At 51.9% G+C, this 26,965-nt stretch carries 23 protein-coding genes and 1 pseudogene; 14 read left to right on the top strand and 10 right to left on the bottom strand.

Annotated features, from left to right (window positions below):
- Positions 1-89: 89 nt before the first annotated feature.
- The 5 genes from lon to bolA form a co-directional block, all read right to left on the bottom strand.
- Positions 90-2,444, bottom strand: a complete 2,355-nt coding sequence (lon, locus tag ABVN44_RS04735; RefSeq protein ID WP_001067728.1) for an endopeptidase La — start codon at positions 2,442-2,444, stop codon at positions 90-92.
- 185 nt (positions 2,445-2,629) lie between these two features.
- Positions 2,630-3,901, bottom strand: a complete 1,272-nt coding sequence (gene clpX / locus ABVN44_RS04730; protein WP_023231261.1) for an ATP-dependent protease ATP-binding subunit ClpX — start codon at positions 3,899-3,901, stop codon at positions 2,630-2,632.
- A gap of 251 nt (positions 3,902-4,152) precedes the next feature.
- Positions 4,153-4,776 (bottom strand): ATP-dependent Clp endopeptidase proteolytic subunit ClpP, encoded by a 624-nt coding sequence (clpP, locus tag ABVN44_RS04725; protein ID WP_000122257.1) that lies wholly within the window; start codon positions 4,774-4,776, stop codon positions 4,153-4,155.
- A gap of 246 nt (positions 4,777-5,022) precedes the next feature.
- Positions 5,023-6,321, bottom strand: a complete 1,299-nt coding sequence (gene tig / locus ABVN44_RS04720) for a trigger factor (RefSeq protein WP_001198403.1) — start codon at positions 6,319-6,321, stop codon at positions 5,023-5,025.
- 346 nt (positions 6,322-6,667) lie between these two features.
- Entirely contained in the window at positions 6,668-6,985 is a 318-nt protein-coding gene (gene bolA / locus ABVN44_RS04715; RefSeq protein ID WP_000973433.1) for a transcriptional regulator BolA, read from the bottom strand.
- Between the two features lie 303 nt (positions 6,986-7,288).
- On the opposite strand from bolA, the gene ABVN44_RS04710 reads away from it, so the two are divergent.
- The 7 genes from ABVN44_RS04710 to cyoE all read left to right on the top strand — a co-directional run bounded on the left by ABVN44_RS04710 (position 7,289) and on the right by cyoE (position 14,632).
- Positions 7,289-7,867 (top strand): lipoprotein, encoded by a 579-nt coding sequence (locus ABVN44_RS04710; protein WP_001537832.1) that lies wholly within the window; start codon positions 7,289-7,291, stop codon positions 7,865-7,867.
- Positions 7,868-7,910: 43 nt separating this feature from the next.
- A complete protein-coding gene (ampG, locus tag ABVN44_RS04705) occupies positions 7,911-9,386 on the top strand; it encodes a muropeptide MFS transporter AmpG (RefSeq protein WP_000098472.1) in 1,476 nt (491 codons plus the stop codon).
- Between the two features lie 452 nt (positions 9,387-9,838).
- The gene (cyoA, locus tag ABVN44_RS04700) at positions 9,839-10,795 is read left to right on the top strand and encodes a cytochrome o ubiquinol oxidase subunit II (RefSeq protein WP_001239449.1); all 957 of its coding nucleotides are present in this window, start codon (positions 9,839-9,841) and stop codon (positions 10,793-10,795) included.
- A gap of 10 nt (positions 10,796-10,805) precedes the next feature.
- Positions 10,806-12,797: a cytochrome o ubiquinol oxidase subunit I gene (gene cyoB, locus ABVN44_RS04695; RefSeq protein WP_000467158.1), complete on the top strand. Its 1,992-nt coding sequence runs from the start codon at positions 10,806-10,808 to the stop codon at positions 12,795-12,797.
- Positions 12,787-13,401 (top strand): cytochrome o ubiquinol oxidase subunit III, encoded by a 615-nt coding sequence (locus tag ABVN44_RS04690; RefSeq protein ID WP_000179833.1) that lies wholly within the window; start codon positions 12,787-12,789, stop codon positions 13,399-13,401. The genes cyoB and ABVN44_RS04690 overlap by 11 nt, the downstream gene beginning before the upstream one ends.
- Complete coding sequence (locus ABVN44_RS04685; protein WP_000019878.1) at positions 13,401-13,730, top strand: cytochrome o ubiquinol oxidase subunit IV; 330 nt, start codon at positions 13,401-13,403, stop codon at positions 13,728-13,730. The genes ABVN44_RS04690 and ABVN44_RS04685 overlap by 1 nt, the downstream gene beginning before the upstream one ends.
- A gap of 11 nt (positions 13,731-13,741) precedes the next feature.
- Positions 13,742-14,632 carry a heme o synthase gene (gene cyoE, locus ABVN44_RS04680; protein ID WP_000971352.1) on the top strand — a complete coding sequence of 297 codons (891 nt, stop codon included), beginning with the start codon at positions 13,742-13,744 and terminating at the stop codon, positions 14,630-14,632.
- Positions 14,633-14,717: 85 nt separating this feature from the next.
- Here the strand turns inward: cyoE and ABVN44_RS04675 are convergent, their stop codons facing one another.
- Both ABVN44_RS04675 and ABVN44_RS04670 read right to left on the bottom strand, forming a co-directional pair.
- On the bottom strand, positions 14,718-16,208 hold the full coding sequence (locus ABVN44_RS04675) for a tetratricopeptide repeat protein (protein ID WP_023231317.1): 1,491 nt from the start codon (positions 16,206-16,208) through the stop codon (positions 14,718-14,720).
- A gap of 11 nt (positions 16,209-16,219) precedes the next feature.
- The gene (locus ABVN44_RS04670; protein ID WP_023231318.1) at positions 16,220-17,731 is read right to left on the bottom strand and encodes an SEL1-like repeat protein; all 1,512 of its coding nucleotides are present in this window, start codon (positions 17,729-17,731) and stop codon (positions 16,220-16,222) included.
- Positions 17,732-17,905: 174 nt separating this feature from the next.
- Here ABVN44_RS04670 and ABVN44_RS04665 point away from each other — a divergent pair.
- Positions 17,906-18,037 (top strand): annotated as a pseudogene (locus ABVN44_RS04665) (IS5/IS1182 family transposase); the annotation flags it as partial.
- Between the two features lie 230 nt (positions 18,038-18,267).
- Positions 18,268-19,632 carry an MFS transporter gene (locus tag ABVN44_RS04660; RefSeq protein WP_001000938.1) on the top strand — a complete coding sequence of 455 codons (1,365 nt, stop codon included), beginning with the start codon at positions 18,268-18,270 and terminating at the stop codon, positions 19,630-19,632.
- A gap of 46 nt (positions 19,633-19,678) precedes the next feature.
- On the opposite strand, the gene ABVN44_RS04655 is transcribed toward ABVN44_RS04660, so the two are convergent.
- Positions 19,679-20,170, bottom strand: coding sequence for a YajQ family cyclic di-GMP-binding protein (locus ABVN44_RS04655; protein ID WP_001138913.1), 492 nt, complete (start codon positions 20,168-20,170; stop codon positions 19,679-19,681).
- A gap of 125 nt (positions 20,171-20,295) precedes the next feature.
- On the opposite strand from ABVN44_RS04655, the gene panE reads away from it, so the two are divergent.
- Entirely contained in the window at positions 20,296-21,207 is a 912-nt protein-coding gene (panE, locus tag ABVN44_RS04650; RefSeq protein WP_000705816.1) for a 2-dehydropantoate 2-reductase, read from the top strand.
- Entirely contained in the window at positions 21,170-21,760 is a 591-nt protein-coding gene (gene yajL, locus ABVN44_RS04645) for a protein deglycase YajL (RefSeq protein WP_001275807.1), read from the top strand. Before panE ends, yajL begins: the two co-directional genes overlap by 38 nt.
- Before the next feature lie 96 nt (positions 21,761-21,856).
- On the opposite strand, the gene phnX is transcribed toward yajL, so the two are convergent.
- Entirely contained in the window at positions 21,857-22,666 is an 810-nt protein-coding gene (phnX, locus tag ABVN44_RS04640) for a phosphonoacetaldehyde hydrolase (protein ID WP_023231319.1), read from the bottom strand.
- Positions 22,667-22,675: 9 nt separating this feature from the next.
- Positions 22,676-23,779: a 2-aminoethylphosphonate--pyruvate transaminase gene (phnW, locus tag ABVN44_RS04635; RefSeq protein WP_023231320.1), complete on the bottom strand. Its 1,104-nt coding sequence runs from the start codon at positions 23,777-23,779 to the stop codon at positions 22,676-22,678.
- 139 nt (positions 23,780-23,918) lie between these two features.
- Between phnW and phnR the strand changes: the two genes are divergently transcribed.
- From phnR to phnT, 3 genes are all read left to right on the top strand, one after another.
- The gene (gene phnR, locus ABVN44_RS04630; protein ID WP_000836268.1) at positions 23,919-24,638 is read left to right on the top strand and encodes a phosphonate utilization transcriptional regulator PhnR; all 720 of its coding nucleotides are present in this window, start codon (positions 23,919-23,921) and stop codon (positions 24,636-24,638) included.
- A 197-nt stretch (positions 24,639-24,835) separates the two neighbouring features.
- Positions 24,836-25,849, top strand: a complete 1,014-nt coding sequence (gene phnS / locus ABVN44_RS04625; RefSeq protein WP_023231321.1) for a 2-aminoethylphosphonate ABC transporter substrate-binding protein — start codon at positions 24,836-24,838, stop codon at positions 25,847-25,849.
- Positions 25,850-25,854: 5 nt separating this feature from the next.
- Positions 25,855-26,964, top strand: coding sequence for a 2-aminoethylphosphonate ABC transport system ATP-binding subunit PhnT (phnT, locus tag ABVN44_RS04620; protein WP_023231322.1), 1,110 nt, complete (start codon positions 25,855-25,857; stop codon positions 26,962-26,964).
- The last annotated feature ends 1 nt before the right edge of the window (position 26,965 follow it).

The raw sequence follows: 26,965 nt of genomic DNA, 5'->3' as shown, positions 1-26,965 counted from the left end.
ACCATCTAAATTAGCTATACAAAAAAAGGCTGGCAAGTCCGAAATAGCCTGCCAGCCCTGTTTTTATTAGCGCTATTTGCGCGAGGTCACTATTTTGCGGTTACAACCTGCATTCCAGACGGTTCGTTTTGCAGAGCAAGCGTCAGAACTTCCTCAATACGCTTAACCGGGTGAATATCCAGATCGGCAATCACGTTGTCCGGAATTTCCTCCAGGTCACGTTTATTTTCGAATGGAATTAAGACCGTTTTAATCCCGCCGCGATGCGCCGCCAACAGTTTTTCTTTCAGGCCGCCGATCGGCAATACCTGACCACGCAGCGTGATCTCACCGGTCATTGCCACATCTGCGCGCACCGGATTACCGGTCAGGCAGGAAACCAGCGCGGTACACATCGCGATACCGGCGCTTGGACCGTCTTTCGGCGTTGCGCCTTCCGGCACGTGAACGTGGATATCGCGTTTTTCGTAAAAGTCCGGATTAATACCCAGTTTTTCCGCGCGCGCACGCACCACGGTCAGCGCCGCCTGAATGGATTCCTGCATCACTTCACCGAGCGAGCCGGTGTAGGTCAACTTGCCTTTGCCCGGGACGCAGGCGGTTTCGATGGTCAACAGATCGCCGCCCACTTCCGTCCACGCCAGGCCCGTCACCTGACCTACGCGGTTTTCGCTATCCGCGCGGCCATAATCAAAGCGCTGCACACCGAGGTAGTCGTGCAGATTATCGCCGTTAATTTCGATATGTTTTAACGACTTATCGAGCAACAGTTGTTTAACCGCTTTGCGGCACAGTTTGGAGATTTCACGCTCCAGACTACGAACGCCCGCTTCACGCGTGTAATAGCGGATAATACCGATAATCGCGCTATCGTCGACCGTCAGTTCGCCTTTCTTCAGCGCGTTACGCTCGATCTGCTTCGGCAGCAGGTGACGTTTAGCAATATTCAGCTTCTCGTCTTCGGTATAACCGGACAGACGGATCACTTCCATACGATCCAGCAGCGGCGCCGGAATGTTCATGGAGTTGGAAGTGGCGACGAACATCACATCGCTGAGATCGTAATCCACTTCCAGGTAATGATCGCTGAACGCCACGTTCTGCTCCGGATCCAGCACTTCCAGCAGTGCGGAAGCCGGATCGCCGCGCATGTCAGAAGACATTTTGTCGATCTCATCGAGCAGGAACAGTGGGTTTTTAACCCCCACTTTGGCCATTTTTTGGATCAGTTTACCCGGCATAGAGCCAATGTAAGTCCGGCGATGACCGCGGATTTCCGCTTCATCACGCACGCCGCCCAGCGCCATACGGACGTATTTACGCCCTGTGGCTTTAGCGATGGACTGGCCCAACGAGGTTTTACCTACCCCCGGCGGCCCCACCAGACACAGGATCGGCCCCTTGATCTTATTTACACGGCTTTGAACCGCGAGATACTCAAGGATGCGGTCTTTCACGCGCTCCAGACCATAATGGTCAGTATCGAGGATTTCCTGCGCCTGACGCAGGTCTTTTTTGACCTTGCTACGCGCATTCCACGGCACCTGCACCATCCAGTCGATGTAGCCGCGCACCACGGTCGCTTCCGCCGACATCGGAGACATCATTTTCAGCTTCTGCAGTTCCGCTTCCGCTTTCTCTTTCGCCTCTTTCGGCATTTTCGCCGCGTCGATCTTACGCTTCAGCGCTTCGTTTTCGTCCGGCGCGTCGTCCATCTCGCCAAGTTCTTTCTGAATCGCTTTCATTTGCTCGTTCAGATAGTACTCGCGCTGGGATTTCTCCATCTGCTTTTTCACGCGGTTGCGAATGCGTTTCTCAACCTGCAGCAGATCGATTTCAGATTCCATCATCGCCATCAGATATTCCAGACGTTCGTTAACGTCGGACATCTCCAGTACGGACTGTTTATCCGCCAGTTTCAGCGGCATATGCGCGGCGATGGTGTCAGCCAGACGTGCAGGGTCGTCAATGCTATTGAGTGACGTCAGCACTTCCGGCGGAATTTTTTTGTTCAGCTTGATGTAGCCTTCGAACTGGCTGATAGCGGTACGCACCAGCACTTCTTGTTCTCGCTCATCAATGGCTGGCGAATCAAGGTACTCCGCCTTCGCGGAGAAATGTTCGCCGTTGTCAGACAGCGCGGAAATACGCGCGCGCTGTAACCCCTCGACCAGCACTTTTACGGTGCCGTCAGGCAGTTTCAGCATCTGCAAAATAGAGGCCACGGTCCCGACGGTGAAAAGATCGTTTACACCCGGCTCATCCGTTGATGCTTCCTTCTGGGCGACCAGCATGATTTTTTTATCATGGTCCATAGCCGCTTCCAGACAACGGATAGATTTTTCCCGCCCTACAAATAAGGGTATGACCATGTGCGGATAAACCACCACATCGCGCAACGGCAATACGGGGATTTCAATGCGTTCAGAACGCTCAGGATTCATAGAGCTCTCTCTTAGTTTAGTGTCCGCCAGGTAATCAGATAGTATAGCTGTGCTCCATACCACCTATAACATGTACGTCAGTATATGGGGATGTTTCCCACACATTCAACGGCGTGTTTACAGGAAAAACGAAAGGGGAGATAAAATCCCCCCTTTTTTGGCTAACTGATTGTATGAATGTTTAATTATTCGCCAGAAGCCTGCGCTTCCGGTTTGCCGTAAATCAGCAACGGCTTACTCTGACCGGCAATAACGGACTCGTCGATCACCACTTTTTCGACGTCTTCCATAGATGGCAAATCGTACATGGTATCCAGCAGCGCCGCTTCGACGATAGAACGCAGACCACGGGCACCGGTTTTACGCGCCATTGCTTTCCTGGCGATAGCGTCCAGCGCTTCGTCACGGAATTCCAGATCGACGCCTTCCAGGTTAAACAGCGCCTGATACTGCTTGGTCAGCGCATTTTTCGGCTCTTTCAGGATTTGAATCAGCGCTTCTTCGCTGAGTTCGTTCAGCGTCGCTACCACTGGCAGACGACCGATAAACTCAGGAATCAGACCAAATTTGATCAAATCTTCCGGTTCAACCTGCGACAACAGCTCGCCTTCGCTGGCTTTGTCGGACTTCGCTTTCACCGTCGCGCCAAAACCAATGCCGGAGCCGGTTTCAACACGGTTAGCGATCACTTTATCCAGACCGGCAAACGCGCCGCCGCAGATAAACAGAATCTTAGAGGTATCTACCTGTAAGAACTCCTGCTGCGGATGTTTGCGACCGCCCTGCGGTGGAACCGCGGCGACAGTACCTTCGATCAGTTTCAGCAACGCCTGCTGTACGCCTTCGCCGGAAACATCGCGGGTAATGGACGGATTGTCTGATTTACGCGAAATCTTATCGATTTCATCAATGTAGACAATCCCACGCTGCGCTTTTTGCACGTCGTAGTCGCATTTCTGCAACAGTTTCTGAATGATATTCTCGACGTCTTCCCCCACGTAACCCGCTTCGGTCAGCGTGGTCGCATCCGCCATAGTGAACGGCACATCCAGCAAGCGCGCCAGCGTTTCCGCCAGCAGCGTTTTACCGGAACCGGTCGGTCCAATCAGCAGAATGTTGCTTTTGCCTAACTCGACGCCATTGCTGGTATCGCCGTTACGCAGACGCTTGTAGTGGTTATAGACCGCCACCGCCAGCACTTTTTTCGCCTGCTCCTGGCCGATAACGTAATCGTCCAGGTGAGTACGAATTTCATGCGGCGTCGGCAGCGCACTACGTTCACGGTGCGGAGCAACTTCTTTATTTTCTTCGCGAATAATGTCGTTACATAAATCGACGCATTCGTCGCAGATATACACGGATGGACCGGCAATCAGCTTGCGCACTTCATGCTGGCTTTTGCCGCAAAAAGAGCAGTACAACAATTTGCCCGAGCCATCTTTGCGTTTATCTGTCATGAGTCAAAACCTCTTCTTTGTTCTTTGTGCCGCACACGACGACGCAAATGCCATTCTCAGGCGCAAGCCGCTAATCAGCGTTGTGCCGCCCTTCATTAGTATATACACAAAATCATTCGAGCTACATCAAGGCGGCAACTCGGCGACTCCGCAGGCGCTTACATAAGTAAGTCACTGGGAGGCGCGCTGGCAGCCAACACCGAGGTAGCGTGAAGGATGAAGTGTATAGCGGCACACTTGCGTCCAGGGCATCAATTACGATGGGTCAAAATTGAGTCAACCAAACCGTACTCTACCGCTTCAGGCGCGGAGAGGAAGCGATCGCGCTCAGTATCACGTTCAATCTGCTCAAGAGATTGACCCGTATGATGCGCCATAAGTTCATTCATGCGCCCTTTTACTTTCAAAATTTCGCGGGCGTGAATTTCAATATCCGTCGCCTGGCCCTGGTAGCCGCCCAGCGGCTGGTGGATCATGACGCGAGAGTTCGGCAAGCAGAAACGTTTGCCTTTCGCCCCGGCAGTCAGCAGAAACGCCCCCATAGAGGCCGCCTGTCCCATACAAATGGTGCTGACGTCTGGCTTAATAAACTGCATGGTGTCATAGATGGACATCCCCGCAGTAATTACGCCGCCAGGAGAATTAATGTACAGATAGATATCTTTTTCCGGGTTTTCCGCTTCCAGGAACAGCATCTGCGCCACGATCAGGTTAGCCATATGGTCTTCGACCTGGCCGGTCAGAAATATGACGCGTTCCTTAAGTAGACGAGAATAGATATCAAAAGAGCGCTCACCGCGTGAGGTCTGTTCAATGACCATCGGCACCAGCGCCATATGAGGGGCCAAATTATCTCGTTCTCCACTGTATGACATTTCCGTCTCCTGGATAAAAATTGAAAAAATCTGCTGTACTGATTGTAACCTGATGGACGGATTATCAGCCAGTCCCTCTGTAATGGGTACGGCATCGCCATAATTCAAGCATAACAATCTTTTGCTCTAACGCTAACACTGAAACGCGGTTTTCGCACCCTTACCATGCAAAATGCGTGACAAAAAAAACCCGTCACTGAAAGGTGACGGGTTTTTGTGCAAATTTCGTGCTTTTAACGCGAAAAATTACGCCTGCTGGTTCATCAGCTCATTGAAGGAAGTGGCTTTTTCAGACACTTTCGCTTTTGCCAGAACCGCTTCAACAGCCTGTTCTTCCAGAGCGACGTTACGCATATTGTCCATCAGCTCTTTATTTTTGCTGTAGAACTCAATCACTTCTTTCGGATCTTCGTAAGCAGACGCCATCTCTTCGATCAGGCCTTTAACGCGTTCTTCGTCCGCTTTCAGCTCGTTGGTACGAATGACTTCGCCGAGCAGCAGACCGACAACTACACGACGCTTAGCCTGTTCTTCGAACAGTTCGCGCGGCAGCTCCAGAGCCTGTTTCTCGTTACCACCAAAACGCTGCGCAGCCTGACGACGCAGAACGTCGATTTCGCTGTCGATCAGCGCAGCCGGTACGTCGATGTCGTTAGCTTTTACCAGACCTTCGATCGCCTGAGACTTAACGCGGTTACGCACCGCGCCTTTCAGCTCGCGTTCCATGTTTTTACGTACTTCAGCGCGCAGACCGGCTACGGAACCATCTTCAACGCCGAAACGTTTGATGAATTCTTCGGTCAGTTCCGGCAGTTCGCGTTCTTCAACTTTCTTCAGGTTGATAACGAACTTAGCCGCTTTACCTTTCAGGTTTTCAGCGTGGTACTCTTCCGGGAAGGTCACATCGATAGTGAACTCTTCGCCAGCTTTGTGGCCTTTAACGCCGTCTTCAAAGCCCGGAATCATACGACCCTGGCCCATCGCCAGAACGAAATCGGTCGCTTTGCCGCCTTCGAACTCTTCGCCGTCTACAGAGCCGGTGAAGTCGATGGTCACGCGGTCTTCCGCATCAGCAGCGCCGTCTTTTTCTTTCCAGGTCGCCTGCTGCTTACGCAGGGTGTCCAGCATCACATCAACGTCAGCGTCGGTGACTTCAACAACCGGCTTTTCAACTTCGATAGACTCGAGGCCAGTCAGCTCAACTTCCGGATAGACTTCAAACTCGACGGAGTAAGTGAAGTCTTCACCCACTTTGTATTCGCCCGGAACATAGTTCGGCGCGCCTGCCGGGTTAATTTTTTCTTTGATGATCGCGTCAACGAAGTTGCGGCTCATCAGATCGCCCAGCACGTCCTGGCGAACAGAAGCGCCATAACGCTGAGCGACGATATTCATCGGTACTTTGCCTTTACGGAAGCCGTCAATACGTACTTTTTTCGCTACGTTGACCAGCTCGCTTTTTACAGCGGTCTCGATGCTGTCAGCAGCGATTGTAATCGTTACACGGCGGCCAAGGCCCTGAGTGGTTTCAACTGAAACTTGCATCTTGTTACCTCAAAAAATCACAGTGCTCGGTCAACTCTACTCCGCAAGCACGTGCTATTTGCTTCGCGGAACCGGGATGTTCTCATAATCAATCACATTCCCTGTCGTCAGAATCATCCCGAAGACGTTCATATATAAGACGGCGCATTATAGCGGCATCACTTTTGTGAGTCGAGAACGGTGATTGTGCGATGCTGCGGCGGTTTTCACAATTCTCGGCTAATTTTTGTCTGAATACTGTACGACACGCTCAAAATTCAGACAAAACAAAACGGCCCGCAGGCCGTTTTCACATAATTCTGTAGCAACATACTGGAAAAGCGGAGGTAGTTGCAAATCCGTTTTGCTACGCGATGCTTCCCGCGCCGCGACAAGGAGGCGACGCGAAGATAGTATCCTGCAATCCTTCCCACTCTTTGAGGGTATAAGTATGCAGTGCCAGCGCATGTACGGTTGTGGAAAGTTCCGCCGTTAACGTACCGTAAATCATCCGATGACGATTAAGAAAACGTTCGCCTGTAAAGCGATCGCTCACCAGCACGACCTTAAAATGGCTTTCCGATCCTGCTGGAACATTGTGACGATAGCTTTCATCCACAACTTCGAGAAACACGGGGTCGAACGCTGTCCTTAATTTTTCTTCTATTTGCTCACGTATCATCATGAAAATCTCCTCCGACAACGCTGTGATGTCACCCATCCCTTTAAATACTAGCCGCTTTTACCGTTTCCATTACAGCATGACAACAAAAATTTAGCTTTCGTCTGGTTATTTCAGCCAAACGTATGAAGTTTACTGCCTTAATCATTCTTTTAGCGCTCAAAATCCCCGCTCGCGCCGTTATCAATACCAAATCGGACATTACGACGAATTTACCTGCGTTGACCACTTCCCCTCGCCGTTAGCGGTGTTATGATGGCGGGAATTTTTACCTATCACGTTTTAAGCGTCATTGAGAGCCTGAATATGTTAAAAAAACTTCTCTTTCCGTTAGTCGCTCTGTTTATGCTGGCAGGATGCGCCACACCGCCGACGACCATTGACGTCGCGCCGAAGATCACCTTGCCACAGCAGGACCCGAGCCTGATGGGCGTCACCGTTAGCATTACCGGCGCGGACCAACGCCAGGATCAAGCGTTAGCGAAAGTCACGCGTAACAACCAGCTGGTAACGTTAACCGCCTCCCGCGATTTACGCTTCCTGTTACAAGAAGTCCTGGAAAAACAGATGACGGCACGGGGCTATATGATCGGGCCTAACGGCGCGGTTAATCTGCAGATAATTGTTAACCAACTGTATGCTGATGTTTCCCAGGGCAGCGTGCGCTACAACATCGCGACCAAAGCGGATATCGCGATTATTGCGACCGCTGCAAATGGCAGCAAGATGACCAAAAACTATCGCGCCAACTACTCTATTGAAGGGGCGTTCCAGGCCTCTAACCAGAATATTGCCGACGCGGTGAACAGCGTTCTGACCGATACCATTGCTGATATGTCTCAGGACACCAGTATTCACGATTTTATCAAGCAAAACGCCCGTTAATAGCAACAACAAGACCCGGCAGAAGCCGGGTCTGTAGATGCCTATGTCAAGTCAATATTTACGTATTTTCCAGCAACCGCGTTCAGCCATTCTGCTGATATTGGGTTTTGCCTCTGGCCTCCCGCTGGCGCTCACCTCCGGTACGCTACAGGCGTGGATGACCGTCGAGAATATCGATCTTAAAACGATTGGCTTCTTCTCGCTGGTTGGTCAGGCCTATGTGTTTAAGTTTCTCTGGTCCCCGCTGATGGACCGCTACACGCCGCCTTTTTTAGGTCGTCGTCGCGGTTGGTTACTCGCCACCCAACTGTTGTTACTGGCGGCGATTGCGGCGATGGGCTTTCTTGAACCCGGCACGCAGCTACGCTGGATGGCGGCGCTGGCGGTGGTGATTGCTTTTTGCTCCGCCTCGCAGGATATCGTGTTCGACGCCTGGAAAACCGATGTTTTACCCGCAGAAGAACGCGGCGCTGGCGCGGCAATCAGCGTGCTTGGCTACCGGTTGGGGATGCTGGTTTCCGGCGGACTGGCGCTATGGCTGGCCGATCGCTGGCTCGGCTGGCAGGGCATGTACTGGCTGATGGCGGCATTGCTGATCCCCTGTATTATCGCCACCTTACTGGCGCCGGAACCGACCGATACTATCCCGTCCCCGAAATCGCTGGAACAGGCCGTCGTCGCGCCGCTACGCGATTTCTTTGGCCGTAACAACGCCTGGCTGATTTTACTGCTCATTGTGCTTTATAAACTGGGTGACGCCTTCGCCATGAGCCTGACCACCACCTTTTTGATTCGCGGCGTCGGCTTTGACGCCGGCGAAGTCGGCGTGGTCAATAAAACGCTGGGCCTGCTGGCGACGATCGTCGGCGCGTTATACGGCGGCATATTAATGCAGCGTCTTTCGCTGTTTCGCGCGCTGCTGATTTTCGGCATTTTGCAAGGCGCGTCCAACGCCGGTTACTGGTTGCTCTCCATTACCGATAAAAACATGTTCAGCATGGGCGCGGCGGTCTTTTTCGAAAATCTGTGCGGCGGGATGGGTACTGCCGCCTTTGTCGCCTTATTAATGACGCTATGTAATAAGTCGTTTTCCGCAACACAGTTTGCCCTACTGTCGGCCCTCTCCGCAGTAGGCCGGGTTTATGTTGGTCCTGTAGCGGGCTGGTTCGTTGAAGCGCACGGCTGGCCGACATTCTACCTCTTCTCGGTTGTTGCCGCCGTTCCCGGGCTGTTACTGTTGCTGGTCTGTCGGCAAACGCTGGAATATAGCTGGCAGAACGAGCGTTTCATTCCCCGCACGCAATACCGTGGCGCCTACAATTTCGCGCTTTCAATCCTGCTCGCGGGCGTCGCTTTGCTGGCAGTCTGGGTACTCCTGCTGACCATGAACGCGTTGGATTACACTAACTTCTCATTCCTGTCCGGATTGCTTGAAACTGCGGTAGCGATTGCCGTGTGCGGCATTGTCTTTGGCGGGTTGCTGGACTACCTGGCGCTACGAAAAACACGCCTGCTCTAAAACATTATTTGCCGTTGTAATAACGACCCGGAATTATAACGGCTAAATAACCATCAATTGATAAAAAATATATTTGTCTTTTTGTGCGCAACAGAATTTTGGAAATTATTGGTAATTTCTACGCTACCTATTTTCTTTACACGATTCAGCCGATTAAATTTAAATTTCTGCCGTTGATTGTCCTTTTATTGATAATAAATTGTTAAGTAATTGTTTTATTTTTACATTGGTTATACCAATTATCCCTCAACATCCCACTTACAGACCTCATCCGTTATAACGCAAAGTTTCAACAGTGTCTTAAAGTTATTTCGACATACTTGGCAACATATGTGACATGCGCGGCAGAACTTGGTAACACAGAACCAATCATGTTTACAGTAATGTAACCTTACCGTAAAATGCCCCTACACTTTAAACGCCACCAGGTCCCGTGGAATTGAGGTCGTTAAATGAGACTCAGGAAATACAATAAAAGTTTGGGATGGTTGTCATTAATTGCAGGCACTGCATTACTCAGTGGCTGTAATTCTGCGCTGCTGGATCCCAAAGGACAGATTGGACTGGAGCAACGTTCGCTGATACTGACGGCATTTGGCCTGATGTTGATCGTCGTTATTCCCGCCATCTTGATGGCTGTTGGTTTCGCCTGGAAGTATCGTGCGAGTAATAAGGATGCGAAGTATAGCCCGAACTGGTCACACTCCAATAAAGTGGAAGCCGTGGTCTGGACGGTGCCTATCTTAATCATCATTTTCCTTGCCGTACTGACCTGGAAAACCACGCACGCGCTTGAACCAAGCAAGCCGCTGGCGCATGACGAAAAACCGATCACCATCGAAGTGGTTTCCATGGACTGGAAATGGTTCTTCATCTATCCGGAGCAGGGTATCGCCACCGTCAACGAGATCGCCTTCCCGGCGAACACGCCGGTTTATTTCAAAGTGACCTCCAACTCCGTGATGAACTCCTTCTTTATCCCGCGTCTGGGTAGCCAGATTTATGCCATGGCCGGTATGCAAACACGTTTGCATCTGATCGCCAACGAACCCGGAACCTACGATGGCATCTCCGCCAGCTATAGCGGCCCGGGCTTCTCTGGTATGAAGTTTAAAGCTATCGCCACCAAAGACCGCGCAGAATTCGACCAATGGGTCGCAAAAGCGAAGCAGTCTCCGAACACCATGAATGATATGGCGGCGTTCGAGAAAGTGGCTATGCCAAGCGAGTACAACAAGGTGGAATATTTCTCCAGCGTGAAACCTGATTTGTTCAAGGACGTTATTAACAAATTCATGGGCCACGGTAAGAGCATGGACATGACCCAACCTGAAGGTGAGCACAGCTCGCATGAAGGAATGGAAGGTATGGACATGAGCCACGCGGAATCCGCCAACTCCAAGGGTTGAGGAAGATAAGATGTTCGGAAAATTATCACTGGATGCAGTACCGTTCCATGAACCTATCGTCATGGTAACGATCGCTGCAATTATCGTCGGGGGACTGGCGATACTGGCAGCGATTACTTACTTCGGTAAGTGGACCTACCTATGGAAAGAGTGGTTAACGTCGGTTGACCATAAACGCCTCGGCATCATGTATATCATCGTCGCGATTGTGATGCTGTTACGTGGTTTCGCCGATGCCATCATGATGCGTAGCCAGCAGGCGCTTGCCTCCGCAGGCGAAGCGGGTTTTCTACCGCCGCACCACTACGATCAGATCTTTACCGCTCACGGCGTAATCATGATCTTCTTCGTGGCGATGCCCTTCGTTATCGGTCTGATGAACCTGGTGGTTCCGCTGCAGATCGGCGCGCGCGACGTTGCGTTCCCTTTCCTGAACAACCTGAGCTTCTGGTTCACCGTTGTCGGCGTTATTCTGGTTAACCTCTCGCTGGGCGTGGGTGAATTCGCGCAGACAGGGTGGCTGGCTTATCCGCCGCTATCGGGAATAGAGTACAGTCCCAGCGTCGGGGTCGATTACTGGATATGGGCGTTGCAACTCTCGGGTATTGGTACGACGTTAACCGGTATCAACTTCTTCGTGACGATCCTGAAGATGCGTGCGCCGGGTATGACAATGTTCAAGATGCCGGTCTTTACCTGGGCCTCTTTGTGCGCCAACGTACTGATCATCGCCTCTTTCCCGATTCTGACGGTTACCGTCGCGTTGCTGACCCTGGATCGCTATCTGGGCACCCATTTCTTTACCAACGATATGGGCGGCAACATGATGATGTACATCAACCTGATTTGGGCCTGGGGCCATCCGGAAGTGTACATTCTGATTCTGCCGGTCTTCGGGGTATTCTCCGAAATCGCAGCGACCTTCTCGCGTAAACGTCTGTTCGGCTATACCTCGCTGGTTTGGGCGACCGTCTGTATTACCGTACTGTCGTTTATCGTTTGGCTGCACCACTTCTTCACGATGGGCGCAGGCGCGAACGTTAACGCCTTCTTCGGTATCACCACCATGATTATCGCCATCCCGACCGGGGTGAAGATCTTCAACTGGTTGTTCACCATGTATCAGGGCCGTATCGTCTTCCATTCCGCAATGATGTGGACCATCGGCTTTATCGTGACCTTCTCGGTCGGCGGTATGACCGGTGTTCTGCTGGCGGTACCGGGCGCGGACTTCGTCCTGCACAACAGCCTGTTCCTGATTGCGCACTTCCATAACGTGATCATCGGCGGCGTGGTGTTTGGCTGCTTCGCGGGTATGACCTACTGGTGGCCGAAGGCGTTTGGCTTCAAGCTGAACGAAACCTGGGGTAAACGCGCCTTCTGGTTCTGGATTATCGGTTTCTTTGTAGCCTTTATGCCGCTGTACGTACTGGGCTTCATGGGCATGACCCGTCGCCTCAGCCAGCAAATTGATCCGCAGTTCCATACGATGCTGATGGTTGCCGCCGCCGGCGCCGCGCTGATTGCGCTGGGTATCCTGTGCCAACTGATTCAGATCTTCGTTTCTATTCGCGACCGCGATCAGAACCGCGATCTGACCGGCGACCCATGGGGTGGCCGTACGCTGGAGTGGTCAACCTCGTCTCCGCCGCCGTTCTATAACTTTGCCGTTGTGCCGCACGTTCACGAACGTGACGCCTTCTGGGAAATGAAAGAAAAAGGCGAAGCGTACCAACAGCCTGGACAGTATGAAGAGATTCATATGCCGAAAAATAGCGGTGCCGGTATTGTTATCGCCGCCTTCGCGACGGTATTTGGCTTCGCCATGATCTGGCATATCTGGTGGCTGGCGATAGTGGGTTTCGCAGGCATGATCATCAGCTGGATTGTAAAAAGCTTTGATGAAGATGTGGATTACTACGTGCCGGTCCCGGAAGTCGAAAAACTGGAAAACCAGCATTTCGATGAGATTACTAAGGCAGGGCTGAAAAATGGCAACTGATACTTTAACGCACGCGACTGCCCACGCGCACGAACACGGGCACCATGACGCAGGCCAGAACAAAATCTTCGGATTTTGGGTCTACCTGATGAGCGACTGTATTCTGTTCTCTATTCTGTTTGCTACCTATGCCGTTCTGGTGAACGGCACCGCTGGCGGCCCGACAGGTAAGGACATTTTCGAACTGCCGTTCGTTCTGGTTGAAACCTTCCTGCTGTTATTTAGCTCCATTACCTACGGCATGGCGGCGATCGCCATGCACAAGAACAACAAGAGCCAGGTTATCTCCTGGCTGGCGTTGACCTTCTTGTTCGGTGCCGGATTTATCGGGATGGAACTCTATGAATTCCATCACCTGATTGTTAACGGTATGGGCCCGGATCGCAGCGGCTTCCTGTCTGCGTTCTTCGCGCTGGTCGGCACGCACGGTCTGCACGTCACTTCCGGTTTGATCTGGATGGCGGTGCTGATGGTGCAAGTTGCCCGTCGCGGTCTGACCAGCACTAACCGTACCCGCATCATGTGCCTGAGCCTGTTCTGGCACTTCCTGGATGTGATTTGGATTTGCGTATTCACTGTTGTTTATCTGATGGGGGCGATGTAATGAGTCATTCTACCGAGAGCGGCGGCGCATCCCACGGCAGCGTAAAAACGTACATGACCGGCTTTATCCTGTCGGTCATCCTGACGGTTATTCCATTCTGGATGGTGATGACCGGCGCTGCCTCTCCGGCCGTTATTCTGGGATCTATCCTGGCAATGGCAGTGGTGCAGATTTTGGTGCATCTGGTGTGTTTCCTGCACATGAACACCAAATCTGATGAAGGCTGGAACATGACGGCCTTCATCTTTACCGTGCTGATCATCGCCATCCTGGTTGTGGGCTCCATCTGGATTATGTGGAACCTCAACTACAACATGATGATGCACTAAGAGCGGCGAGTATGATGTTTAAGCAATACCTGCAAGTAACGAAACCAGGCATCATCTTTGGCAACCTGATCTCGGTGATCGGGGGATTTCTGCTGGCCTCAAAGGGCAGCATTGACTATCCCCTGTTCATCTATACGCTGGTCGGGGTGTCACTGGTTGTGGCGTCGGGTTGTGTATTTAACAACTACATCGACAGGGATATCGACAGGAAGATGGAAAGGACCAAGAATCGGGTGCTGGTCAAAGGCCTGATTTCTCCTGGCGTCTCGCTGGTATACGCCACCCTGCTGGGTATTGCTGGCTTTATGCTGTTGTGGTTTGGCGCCAATCCTCTGGCCTGCTGGCTGGGGGTAATGGGCTTCGTGGTCTACGTTGGCGTGTACAGCTTGTACATGAAGCGTCACTCCGTCTACGGAACGCTGATTGGTTCTCTCTCCGGCGCAGCGCCGCCGGTGATTGGCTACTGCGCCGTAACGGGCGACTTTGACAGCGGCGCGGCGATCCTGTTGGCTATTTTCAGCCTCTGGCAGATGCCGCACTCTTACGCCATCGCCATTTTCCGCTTTAAGGACTATCAGGCGGCCAATATCCCGGTTCTGCCGGTGGTAAAAGGAATCTCAGTCGCTAAAAACCACATCACGCTGTACATCATTGCGTTTGCCGTTGCAACGCTAATGCTCACGTTGGGCGGTTATGCCGGTTACAAATACCTGGTGGTCGCCGCGGCGGTCAGCGTTTGGTGGCTCGGCATGGCGCTACGCGGTTACAAAGTGGAAGATGATAAGGTCTGGGCGCGCAAGCTGTTCGGCTTCTCTATCATTGCGATTACCGCGCTGAGTATCATGATGTCCGTTGATTTTATGGTGCCGAATTCGCAGAATCTGCTGACTTACGTCTGGTAACAAGCGTTGCTATTGAAAAAACCGCTGTGTCGCAAAACGGCGGTTTTTTTATTCATTTCATCAGGCAGTAACACCCCACGAGTTATCAATTCTGAATAATATGTAAATTATCCGTTTTCAGTAAATCAACTTTTTTACCATTGATTGTTGCCGTCGCTGACTTCACGGTGAAAGTAAGTTTATGGTAATCACATAAGTCACCGTTTTTCATCAGGAGATATCCCATCGACTTAAAAGAATCCCCCATACCCTGTTCAGTACCCAGAGTATTGAGACCCAAAGGAGGAAAAGCGACCACTCTTTCGTCGCTAACTCCAGCATCATTTTTTAATATCAATTCCACATGTAAGTTCGCAACATGAATTAACTTTTTCGTATTGACAACAAATCCAATCTGACACAGTGGAATATTATCAATCCTGCCAAATAATCCCGCATATTTTTCTAATGTTAACTCAGGAAGTTGCTGACTAAAATCATTACGACTCTTTCGATCTTTTTCACAATAATCAAGATAATCGCGTTGTGTCATCTTTTTTATATAGCTGTTATCGTAATAGTGCCAGGATTGTTGGCAATCGACATCTACACCCTGGCCATTAAAATACATCTGTGCTAAATAATCAGCGGCCGCCTGTAATTCTTTCTCATAAGCTTTTTTAAAAAAATACAGCGCTTTATCGTAATCAACGTTAACCAGTACGCCAGAATAGTACACACGACCTAACGTATACAATGCTTCTCCATTACCTTGCTGCGCCGCCATTTCATACCATTTCCTGGCTTTCTCTCCATCTGGTTGTAATCCCAATCCGGCGTGTTCATAAAGAAAACCTAACAGCGTCTGTGAGTCGGCATCCCCCTTCTCGGCCGAAATTCGGAGCCATTTCAGGGCTTCAGCAATATCTATCGTTTTCGTTGCATTATTAAAATATAAAGTAGAGACCAGTTTTGCCGTCTGATACGCGACCTTAGGATCACCCTCTCTCGCCCAGAGTATCGCTATCCGCGCAAGATGTGATGAGTCAAAACCTATTCGACTCAGCAGTTTTCGCTCATCTGATTGCGGGGCATAAAAATAGAAACTTAAGCCTTGAATAAAATGAGGACGAAATGAAAGGTCTCGATATGCCTCAAGTTTATTACTATAAACACTCCCAATTATACGTTCAATCACCTTTTTATCGAGATTGATATTGGATAAATTAATTTTTTCTCTAAGCTGTTTTGCTAATGTTTTCGCTTGTGTAATATCCTTTTGGGTACCGATGCCATACTCATAGAAATAAGCCGCATTAAAGCAACCATAATCACCGTCCAAATTACAAGCCTGTTCGTAGTACTTTATTGCCTGCGGAATATCCACAGATACTGAAACGCCGTACTCATAAATAAACCCCAACTCCGCCAACGCTTGAGCGTTATTATCTTTGGCTAACGCCTTTAGCTCATTTAGCGCCTGAACATCTTTCTGCGCAATACGGCTATACAACGCGTCAATATCATCACCTGCCTGGCATACCGATGCGAAAGAAAGCCCAAGCAGAAGCAAAAGATTCCATTTCCGTTTTATCATTTTTCATTCCCTTATTTTTTATCTAAAAAGCGCACACTGTCAGCTTTCAGCAAATCAACATTCTTATCGTTAATCGTTGCCGTAGCGGATTTCAGCGTAAAATGGATATCGCCGATCCCGTGACAAAAATCTTGAGTATACAGAGGGAGATCGTATGAGGTAACGAGAGGATCAACAGCATGATTTTGCATATCTATCCCCAGAGTATTCAAACCGAATGGCGGAATCATTAACGTTTCCTCAGTTGCCACTCCATCATCATTTTTCAGCTCAAGCGTAATATGCAAATTCGCCATGTTACGGATTTTATCTGTGCCAATCTGAAAAATTAGTGCGCATTCTTTCGGTTTAGCCGTTATCCCGCGAGAGAAAATACTCTCTTTTTTTAGGGTTACTTTGGGTAAAGCATCCGCGTTGTTTTTTCGACTCTGAATATCCGCTGCGCATTTACTTAAAAATATTTTTTCCTCAACCTTCTTACCTACATATCGAGATGCTTTCTTGTAATACGACCAGGCTTTATCACAATCAGGTGCAGTACCTAAACCGTTATAATACATCCAACTCAACGGCATCGTTGAACGCGAATTAGTACCATCATTTTCAACCTGCGTAAATAATGCCAGCGCTTTAGCGTAATCAGTGCGCCCTGTTGCGCCAGAATAATAGATTTTACCTAGCGCAATCTGTGCATCGCTGTCACCCTGCTCAGCCGCCTGCCCATACCATTTTTGTGCTTCCTGAATGTCTGGCTTAATCCCCCACTCATCGCCCTCTCCCCCCGAATAAATACCCCCCAAGAGAGATTGGGCCTCAACGACGCCTTTTTCCGCGGCGGCGCGAAACCATTTCAACGAGGCTGGCCTGGCCTTATAAGGCTCATCCACATAATGACCGGAGAAATCATTAAGGGCGAGTAACCCCAGTTGATAATCCATTTGTGGATCGCCGTCCTGCCCCCATAGCGTAGCAAGGCGGAACGTTTTTTCCTGATTAAATCCGATACGACTAAAAAAAAGCGCATCGCTCTCTGGCCTATTATTTAGAAGATTAAATAGTGCATTAATAAATTCTGGCCGCTGCGATTTATCCGTATCGGCCAATGCTTTTGCCGCGTAAATTTCTTGCGAAAACTTATCGATATACTCTTGCTCAATCAATAAATTATCCAGATTCATTTTCTTAGCATACATATTGGCCTGAGCGCTATCTTTCGCCACTCCGTCGCCATACTGATAAGCATACTTCACATTATAACAGCCGTAGTTACCGCCAAGCTCACAGGCCTGCTTGTAATACTGCAACGCCTGTTCGCGATTCATCGGTACATTAAGGCCGTATTCATGGATAAACCCCAGTTCATCCAGAACCGAAGCTCTTTTTTCCACAGGCAAAGCATCAAGATCCTTCTGGGTAAGCGCAGCATATTTTACATCATCTTTACCGTTGTTCTCTGATGCATTTACCTGGCTAACAAATAAAATACCCGCTAAAATACATAATGATAAACATTTAATTTCCATAACGAATTCACTCCTTGAATAATATAATAAATGCGACTGCTGACGAATTTTCTACCTGATAAACGCGCGCCATCACGCGGAAAGTTTGCTATCAGTCTCGGCGTTGTTGAATAAATCAAATTTTCAGAAGATGGACGAATCTGATCATTGCAGTCGTTTCAGAATCGGGCCCCTATGGCAAAGCAAAAGTTTAAAGTCACCCACCGGCCAGCCACACTCAGGCAGCGCGGTTCGCTGACAGTCTGGCTTGACGAGTTCTGCTATTGCAACATGGAGCAACAGCGCACACCGCCTGAAGGCCGTGGCTAACCGCTACACTATACTGATATGGCTCAGATAGCCACTACAGCTCAAGGAGATCGGAATATGAATGAGCACAAGGCTATGCTGACTCTCCCGATCGTCCCTATCGTGTTAACAATTTATCTCTTTTTTAGCTCAACTGTTTCAAAAACATAATATTTGCTAATTAACCCTCTATTTACCCGACACACTCCCCGCACTACACTACTCCCAGCTTTTATACAGAGGTGGCAATGAACGATTATAAAATGACGCCAGGGGAGCTGCGCGCCACATGGGGTTTAGGGACCGTCTTTTCGTTGCGTATGCTGGGCATGTTTATGGTTCTACCAGTACTGACCACATACGGTATGGCGCTACAGGGCGCCAGCGAAGCATTAATCGGCATTGCGATCGGCATTTACGGGCTGGCGCAGGCTATCTTTCAAATTCCCTTTGGGCTGCTGTCCGACCGCATTGGCCGCAAACCGCTGATTGTCGGCGGACTGGCGGTATTTGTCGCGGGCAGCGTCATTGCCGCGCTCTCCCACTCAATCTGGGGCATTATTCTGGGGCGAGCGCTACAAGGGTCCGGCGCTATTGCCGCCGCCGTCATGGCGCTCCTGTCTGACCTCACCCGCGAGCAAAACCGTACCAAAGCGATGGCGTTTATCGGCGTCAGCTTTGGTATCACCTTCGCGATTGCGATGGTATTAGGGCCGATTGTTACCCATAGTCTGGGATTGAACGCGTTGTTCTGGATGATCGCCGCCCTCGCCACTCTGGGCATTCTTCTGACGATCTGGGTGGTTCCCAACAGTACTAACCATGTGCTGAATCGCGAATCCGGGATGGTCAAAGGCAGCTTCAGTAAAGTGCTGGCGGAGCCGAGGCTGCTCAAGCTCAATTTCGGCATTATGTGTCTGCATATTTTATTGATGTCCACCTTTGTCGCCCTGCCCGGCCAGCTTGCCGATGCCGGTTTCCCTGCCGCCGAACACTGGAAGGTGTATCTGGCAACCATGGTGATCGCCTTTGCCGCCGTCGTGCCTTTTATTATCTATGCTGAAGTCAAACGGCGGATGAAGCAGGTATTCCTGTTCTGCGTGGGGCTCATTGTCGTCGCAGAAATCGTGTTGTGGGGAGCGGGCCAACATTTCTGGGAGCTGGTGATTGGCGTACAACTCTTTTTCCTCGCCTTTAATCTGATGGAGGCGCTGCTGCCTTCGCTTATTAGCAAAGAGTCGCCCGCGGGGTATAAAGGAACGGCGATGGGCGTCTATTCTACCAGTCAGTTTCTTGGCGTGGCGCTTGGCGGCTCGCTGGGCGGCTGGATAGACGGCACGTTTGATGGGCAAACCGTTTTCCTTGCCGGGGCCGTACTGGCGATGGTATGGCTGGCGGTGGCAAGTACCATGAAAGAGCCGCCCTATGTCAGCAGCCTGCGTGTGGAAATTCCAGCGGATATCGTTGCTGACGACAGGCTAAAACAGCGGCTGTTAGCAATGAAAGGCGTAAGCGAAGCGCTGATCGTGGCGGAAGAGCATTCCGCTTACGTCAAAATCGACAGCAAAGTGACCAATCGCTTTGAAGTTGAACAGCTTATCAGCAAAGGATGAATACTGCATTGCCGGATGGCGGCGAGGCTCTATCCGGCATAACAACTTAATCGCGGAAGTTTTTGAACTGGAACGGCTGGCCCAAATCGCCGCCGCGAACCAGCGCCATTACCGATTGCAGATCGTCACGTGATTTGCCCGTCACGCGAATCTCTTCCCCCTGAATTTGCGCCTGCACCTTCAGTTTGCTGTCTTTAATCAGCTTGACGATTTTCTTCTGCACGGCGCTTTCAATGCCCTGCTTCAGCTTCGCTTCCACATACCAGGTTTTACCGCTATGCACGAACTCGTCCGGTACATCCAGCGAAGCGCCTTCAATACCGCGTTTAAGCAGCTTGGCGCGCAGAATATCGAGCAACTGATTGACCTGGAAATCGGACTCGCTCAGCACCTTGATGGTTTTATTGGCATCGTTTAGTTCAATAGTCGCCTCTACGCCACGAAAGTCAAAACGAGACTCAACCTCGCGAACCGCGTTATCCACGCCGTTACGCGCTTCCTGCAGATCAACTTCAGAAACAATATCGAAAGATGGCATCTTTTCTTCTCCCTTCATTTTCGTTGCGTTGCATAATACCTGCAACGAGGCTTAACGAGAAGCTTAGCTGATGACGCTATAATTAGCGCCATAACACCTGGCGCTGTTGCAGGTGAGGAGGAACAATGAAAATTACTGTACTGGGATGCGGAGCCTTAGGACAACTTTGGCTTTCGGCACTGTGCAAACACGGACATGACGTACAGGGCTGGCTACGGGTGCCACAACCTTATTGCAGCGTAAATCTGATCGATACCGATGGTTCCTTTTTCAACGAATCACTGACGGCAAACGATCCGGATTTTTTGGCGAAGAGCGAACTGTTATTAGTCACGCTGAAAGCGTGGCAGGTTTCCGACGCAGTACGAACTCTGGCGTCAACCCTACCGGTGACGTCGCCTATCCTGCTCATTCATAATGGAATGGGAACCATAGAAGAACTGCAAAATATCCAACAGCCGATGTTGATGGGGACTATCACCCATGCTGCGCGCCGCGACGGTAATATCATTATTCATGTCGCTAACGGTACTACGCATATTGGCCCGGCACGCGAGCAAGACGGCGATTACAGTTATCTCGCCGATATCCTGCAGGGGGTACTGCCCGATGTCGCCTGGCATAACAATATCCGCGCAGAGATGTGGCGCAAACTGGCGGTCAACTGTGTTATCAACCCGCTCACCGCGCTTTGGAACTGCCCGAACGGCGAGCTGCGCCATCATACTGATGAAATCAACGCGATTTGCGAAGAGGTCGCCGCCGTGATTGAACGTGAAGGCTACCACACATCGGCAGACGATTTACGCTATTATGTTGAGCAAGTGATTGACAGTACGGCAGAAAACATCTCATCCATGTTGCAGGACGTGCGCGCCATGCGCCATACCGAAATTGACTACATCACCGGTTATTTACTCAAGCGCGCCCGCGTGCACGGTCTCGCCGTTCCGGAAAATAGCCGCCTGTTTGAAATGGTAAAGCGAAAGGAGAGTGAGTATGAGCGCTCAGGCACTGGTATGCCTCGCCCCTGGTAGTGAAGAGACCGAAGCGGTCACCACTATCGATCTGCTGGTTCGCGGCGGAATCCACGTCACTACCGCCAGCGTCGCCAGCGATGGCAACCTGACGATTGTCTGCTCGCGCGGTGTAAAGCTACTGGCGGATGCGCCGCTGGTTGAAGTTGCCGACGGCGATTATGACATCATCGTGTTGCCCGGCGGAATTAAAGGCGCCGAGTGCTTTCGTGACAGCCCGCTGCTGGTCGAAACCGTAAAACAGTTTCACCGCTCCGGGCGCATTGTCGCAGCCATTTGCGCCGCAGCCGCCACAGTGCTCGTGCCGCACGATATATTCCCTATCGGCAATATGACCGGTTTTCCGGCACTGAAAGATAAAATCCCCGCCGAACAGTGGCAGGATAAGCGTGTGGTGTGGGATGCGCGGGTAAAATTATTAACCAGCCAGGGACCGGGTACCGCTATCGATTTTGGTTTGAAAATCATCGACCTGTTGGCTGGTCGTGAAAAAGCGCATGAAGTGGCTTCGCAACTGGTGATGGCGGCGGGGATTTATAACTACTACGAATAAGAATGATTGCCGGATGGCGGCGTAAACACCTTATCCGGCCTACAAAACGGTACAGTCTGTAGGCCGAATAAGCGACAGCGCCATCCGGCAGTTATTTTACGGGCGTTCGCCCTGCGCCAGACGCGCATTAATATGCGCAATCACCCCAGGTAAATCCGCCAGTGAATCCACCACGTAATGCGCCCCGGCGGCGTACAGCTTGCTGGCCGCGTGCTCGCGGCGGACCGCAACGTCCTCTTTCGACATAGTCTGATAGGCGTCCCATGTTGCGCCGAATTCGTTACCCGATACCGCCAGCCCCACCGTCCACATCCCCGCGTTAAGCCCCTCGCTAATGCCCGGCGCGGCATCATCTACCTTCACACAGTGCGCGACCGCATCAATGCCCAGCGCAATCACGTTTTGCAGCGCCATCCACGGCCCCGGGCGGCCACCCGCGGCCAGGTCGTCCGTTGCCACCCAATGATCCGGACGATAACCATGCTCAGCGGCGGCGGGGACCAGGCGCTCCATCACCGCTCGTGGGTAACCGGAGCAGGAGCCTATCTTAATGCCCTCGACTCGTAGCGCCGCGATCGTGTCGATAACTCCGGCAATAGGAGAAGAAAAATCGACAACTTTAGCAATCTGTAACGGCATGAAAGCGGCGTAGATGGCATCAATATCTGCTGCGCTCATGGAGCGGCCAAACTTTGCCTGCCAGCGCGCGTCAACAGCAGGTAATTTTCCCAGCGCTTCAATGTGTTGCCATTTACCCAACCCCATTGGCACGCGTGCTTCGGCGAGGGTGATCTCCACATCAAATGCCTGACGGAACGCCTCGACGAAAATTTGCGTCGGCGCGAAGGAGCCAAAATCGACGGTGGTGCCCGCCCAGTCGAGAATAACAGCGTGAATACGGTTCATCATGGTTCCTTATTTCGTCCAGTACATGGCGGTACGAATGGCGGTCAGCAGGGCCGTGATATCGGCGGCATATACTTCGCCAATGTTGCCGATGCGGAAGCAGTCGCTTTGCGACACTTTGCCAGGATAGATAACAAAGCCCTGCTCTTTGAGGCGGCGATAAAATTCGCTAAAGCGATACTGCGGGTCTTCCGGTGAATAAAAGGCGGTGATAATGGGCGAGTGAAGTTCGTCATCCAGCAGCGTGTTAAAGCCCAGCGCCCGCATTCCGGCCACCAGGCTGCGCTGATTTTGCTGATAGCGTTGATGACGTGCCGCCACGCCACCTTCTTCCGCCAGCTCTTTCAACGCCTGGGCAAACGCGAGGACGGTATGAGTGGGCGAAGTAAAACGCCATTTGCCGTGGTTATCCTCCATGCAACGCCACTGGGCGTAGAGATCTAACGACAGCGAGCGGGAATGCCCTTTGCACGCGGCCAGTTTTTGCTCGCGGGCAATCACGAAGGCAAAACCCGGCACGCCCTGAATGCATTTATTGGCGGAGCTGATCAGATAGTCGATGTGTAATGCTGCAATATCCATAGGGATGCCGCCGAAGCTGCTCATGGCGTCAACGATGTAGGTTTTGCCATAGCGATGCGCCAGAGCGCCCACCTCATCAATGGGGTTGAGCATCCCGGTGGTCGTTTCGCTATGCACCATGGCGATATGGCTGATCGTCGGGTCGGCGTTGAGGATCGCGTCGATCGCCTGCACGTCCGGGCGCGCAACTTCGCCGCAGTCGTAAGCGTGATGGGCGATACCCATAAGGCCGGCCATCTCGACCATTCGTGCGCCGTATGCACCGTTGCTGACGATCAGCACCTTATCCTGCGGCCCCAATGCGCTGCCCAGTACGGCTTCCACAGCATAGCTACCGCTGCCTTGTAGCAGTACGGAGGTGTAGCCTTCGGAGGCCGTTGCCAGTTCGGTCAGCTGCTGGCGGATCTGTTCCACCACGCCGATATTGTAATCATCATCCCAGGTACAGCTATCGAACAACATCGCTTCTTTCACGGTACGAGAGGTGGTGAGCGGGCCAGGAGTCAGCAACAGATAGTTACGCGAAGTCATGTTATTTACCTTTGGTCTATACCAGATTGCATTTATCATGACGATCTTTGCCGCGACGGGTCAAAGAGAAAATCGCGCTGCAACAAAAAATTCATCTCTGCTTGTATAATGGCGGCAGGCAAAACGGAAGCGAGTAAGCATGAAATCTATCCCGGGCGATATCCCGCAGTACCTGTTGATCAAGGCGCAGCTTCAGGCGCGTATTCAGAGCGGTGCGTTGAAAAGCGGTGATAAACTGCCGTCTGAACGCGAACTGTGCGCGATCTTCAACACCACGCGCATTACTATTCGCGAAAGTCTGGCACAGCTGGAGTCCAGTGGGCTTATCTGGCGCGCCGATCGTCGCGGTTGGTTCGTTACGCCGGAACGCCTGTGGCTGGATCCGACCCAGAACACCAACTTCCATAAGCTTTGCCGCGAGCAGGGGCGGGAGCCAAAAACCGCGCTACTGAGCGGCGTGTTAACCACCGTGCCTGTCGAGGTCATGGAGCCCCTCCAGCTCCAGCCGTTTGATCAAATCTATCTGCTGACCCGTCTGCGTTACGCCGATGGCCGCGCCGTGTGCTACTGCGAAAACCATTGTTTGCCCGCCCGCGTGCCTGAGCTGCTGCAGTACGATCTCAACGGCAGCCTGACCGAGGTATACGAGTCGCACTACAACCTCGTCTATACCAGCATGCATCTGTCGTTCTACCCCACCGCCATGCCTGCGCAGGCCGCACAGGCGCTGGGAGTTATGGAAGGACGCCCGGCGCTGTTGCTGCGCCGTCTGAACTACGATCAACACGGGCGAGTGCTGGATCTGGATATCGAATACTGGCGTCACGACAGCCTGCGCATTGAGGTAGATACCCACTAGCGGGTGCGCCGGATGTTGGCTGCGGGCCTTATCCGGCCTGTCAATCGTATCGTCTCACGGCTATCCGGATAAGCGCAGCATCCTCCGGCGTGGACTGATTTATTTCTCTTTCATCGTTTTGTCATATAAGCCGTTTAGCGTAAAAAGCAAACCTGGTATAGGCCAGGAAATGCAACGTACGCTATGAGGCTATTACGATGAAACTTTCCCGACTTGCTCTGCTGCCTGTCTTCGCTCTCGCCAGCGCCCCGTCATGGGCGGAATCGGTGGTCACAGTGTACTCCATCGACGGGCTGCACGATGGCGATAACAGCTGGTACCAGGTGCAGTTTGACGCATTCACCAAAGCGACCGGCATTAGCGTACGCTATGTTGAAGGCGGTGGTGGCGTGGTAGTGGAACGCCTGGCAAAAGAGCGTACGAATCCGCAGGCCGACGTGCTGGTAACCGCGCCGCCATTCATTCAGCGCGCCGCCGCCGAAAAGCTGCTGGCGAACTTTAACACCGACGCCGCATCGGCTATCCCCGATGCCAACAACCTTTATTCGCCGCTGGTAAAGAACTATCTGAGCTTTATCTACAACAGCAAGCTGCTGAAAACTGCCCCGGCGAGCTGGCAGGATCTGCTTGACGGTAAATTCAAAAATAAACTCCAGTATTCCACGCCAGGTCAGGCCGCTGACGGCACGGCGGTGATGCTGCAGGCTTTCCACAGCTTCGGCAGTAAAGATGCCGGTTTTGCGTATCTCGGCAAGCTGCAGGCCAATAACGTCGGGCCATCTGCCTCTACCGGCAAGCTAACCGCGCTGGTTAATAAAGGTGAAATCTACGTCGCTAACGGCGACCTGCAAATGAACCTCGCGCAGATGGAACGTAACCCGAACGTGAAAATCTTCTGGCCGGCCAACGACAAAGGCGAGCGCAGCGCGCTGGCCATCCCTTATGTCATTGGCCTGGTCCAGGGGGCGCCGCAGAGTGAAAATGGTAAAAAGCTGATTAACTTCCTGCTGAGTAAAGAAGCGCAGACTCGCGTCAGCGAACTCTCCTGGGGAATGCCGGTACGCAGCGACGTGACGCCGAGCGACGAACATTACAAGGCCGCCACTGCCGCGTTAGAAGGCGTGCAGAGCTGGCAGCCAAATTGGGATGACGTAGCCGTTTCGCTGTCGGCAGATATTAGCCGTTGGCACAAAGTGACCGAAAGCGAGTAAGCCTGATGCTGATGAAAACGACTGCCGTTCACGTCCCTGCATCGCAGGGGACATCGGGGATAGTCCTCGACTCGCTGCGCGTTGCGTATCACGGCAACGTGGTGCTTAAACCGCTCTCTTTGACGATTGAACCTGGCGAAGTGCTGGCGCTGATTGGCCCATCAGGATCTGGAAAAACGACGGTGCTGCGTGCGGTTGCGGGCTTTGTGCAACCTGCAGGCGGTCGTATTCTGATTGGCGATACGGACGTCACCCATCTGCCACCCTATAAACGCGGGTTGGCGATGGTGGTGCAGAACTACGCCTTGTTCCCGCATCTGAAAGTGGAAGACAACGTCGCTTTTGGCCTGCGTGCGCAGAAGCAGCCAAAGGCGCTAATTAATGAGCGTGTAACGCAGGCGCTGAAAACGGTTGGCATGAGTGATTACGCCACCCGTTATCCGCATCAACTTTCCGGCGGCCAGCAGCAACGCGTGGCCATCGCCCGCGCGATTGCCGTGCGCCCGCGCGTGCTGTTGCTGGATGAACCACTGTCAGCGCTGGACGCACAGATTCGTCATAATATGGTGGAAGAAATCGCCCGTCTTCACCGTGAGCTGCCGGAACTCACTATTCTCTACGTCACCCACGATCAAACGGAAGCGCTCACCCTTGCCGATAAAATCGGCATTATGAAGGATGGCTCGCTGATTGCTCACGGCGAAACCCGCGCGCTATATCAGCATCCGCCCAATCGTTTTGCCGCCGAATTCTTAGGCCGCGCCAATATTCTCTCCGCCATCGCGCTGGGGATAACGGAGGCTCCGGGGCTGGTGGACGTCAGCTGCGGCGGTGCGGTGATTCGCGCGTTCAGCCGGGGCAGCCACCACGGTTACAACAAACTGCTGTGCATTCGTCCTCAGCACCTCAGCCTGACGCCGCGTTCGGCCGACAGCAACCGCTTCAACGCCACACTGCAATCGGTACACTGGCAGGGCGATTTAACCCATCTGTTGTGTGACGTTGCTGGCGAAACGGTGCGGATGGTGTTGACGCATGTCAATCCGCTGCCGCGCGTGGGCGACAAGCTGGCGCTGTGGTTCGAACCGGATGATGCGGTCCTGATTGAGGTATAAC

This window comes from Salmonella sp. SJTUF15570, assembly GCF_043357055.1.
GTDB classification, from domain to species: domain Bacteria; phylum Pseudomonadota; class Gammaproteobacteria; order Enterobacterales; family Enterobacteriaceae; genus Salmonella; species Salmonella enterica.
This window is presented reverse-complemented; position numbering and strand designations above follow the sequence as displayed.